The sequence below is a fragment of the Microbacterium sp. 18062 genome, assembly GCF_902706225.1.
Taxonomy (GTDB): domain Bacteria; phylum Actinomycetota; class Actinomycetes; order Actinomycetales; family Microbacteriaceae; genus Microbacterium.
This window is the reverse complement of record NZ_CACSKB010000102.1, coordinates 1-1,565: the sequence shown is the minus strand read 5'-3', so window position 1 is coordinate 1,565 and position 1,565 is coordinate 1. Positions and strand designations below refer to the sequence as shown.

1 protein-coding gene is annotated in these 1,565 nt (G+C 49.1%); it reads right to left on the bottom strand.

Features of this window, described 5'->3' with window-relative positions; all coding sequences use genetic code 11:
• Positions 1–1,442 (bottom strand): MobF family relaxase (mobF, locus tag GVL03_RS18760; protein ID WP_159502529.1); only part of this gene is annotated, 1,442 nt, incomplete at its 3' end.
• Between the last annotated feature and the right edge of the window lie 123 nt (positions 1,443–1,565).

The following is a 1,565-nucleotide window of genomic DNA, read 5'->3' as shown; positions in this document are numbered from 1 at the left end:
GTCCAAGCAGTGGCTAATCCAACTACCCGATATCCATTTCGTTCGTACGCCCTAGCCACAGAAGCCATGGTGAACGTTTTTCCAGCACCTGCACTTCCCTCGACCACCGTCACATCGTTTTCGTCGCGCAGCGTAGCCTCTGCGGCGATTCTCTGCTCTTCACTCAATGAGGCTGGCAGTTCAAAATTTTCGATGACATGCGATCCATTTCTCCGTTCCGCAAGCTGCAGCATCTCATGCTCCAGCGCAACCATTTCACGGCTAGTAAATACGGTGTCCCTTGAATGCTCTCCATGGCAGACCAGCAACTCACCCTTTAAATCACTCACAGCCTCTAGTATTTGACTTCGAGAGGCCTTACCTATCATTGCCGATGCCGCCTTTGCTACAAGCTCTGGCTCACCAAATACAGCTTTCCCTTGCAATATCTGATACGCCGATTCCCTGACTTGCTCCAAGCACTCCTCTCTACTTAATTCGGTGAAGCTTTCCGAATCAATAATTTCATTAACCTGCTCTTCAGAAAATCCCAGCGCTTTACCGCGCTCCTTCCAGATGCCTTCCAGCTCATACCGTGACATCTCTGTTTTTTCTTGCCGAGTCTCGATTGTCGCTTTCTGAAGCAGCCCTCGACTTGCTTGCGATGCATCTAGACCGCGGCTAGCCATTTCCGCCTCTACTGCCTTCAGGATTGCAACTCGGCGTTGCGAGAAATCCTTCATCACCTCATCAGGAACTCCATCTATTTCAAAGAGGTTTTTAACCTTCCTTATTGGAAACCCTTCCTTTCCCAATTTATATGCTAGATCAGCGTGGTAAAGCGATGCCGCGGCCCCTTGCCAGCGCAGCATTTCCCTATTTTCAAGCGCTCCCGTGCTGCCATCCTCTAGCTCAACTACATTCATGACGACGCAGTGAGTATGCAGCTGCGGATCATTTTCGCGGCTACTCCCATGACTGAACATCGCACCTCTGACCAACGCACTTTTATGAATTACGCCTGCTTTCCCCTGCCGAGTCACTGCATGAACTGAAATGTAATCCAGAAATTCGCGCGCCGCCTCATTCTGAATATCTTCAATCCTGCCCTTCACCTTGTCCCCAGCCTGACTCCAAATCACAGAAACAGATTTAGGCGGACTTAGCGTGAAATCATGAAGCGCCACTCTATTTTTTTGATCGGCGTTTTGAACCAGTTTTTCACCGATTTCGGGGTGGCGGCCAGCAGTGAGCGCTGCAAACTTTTTCGAGTCAACCCCAGCAAAGGACAAACCATCAGTGATACCAAGCAAGGTATTCCTCTGCCCAAATGAATTCGGAGCGACATACCAAACACCTGGTGGCTCTTTCTCCCCAGCAGTGTAGTAATCATCAACCTCACTCGAATGGTTGAGATAATAATCCCCACCACTCTTTCCGGCCTTCTTATAAGAGAGAGTCATGGATTCACATCCAATTCTTGCATCAACCTCGATAACTTTGAATCAATGATTGCAAGCAGGCTCTGGTTGATTGAACTTTTGTTGAGGACAGCCTGGGACATTTCACCAAGGTCTCCCAAGGTC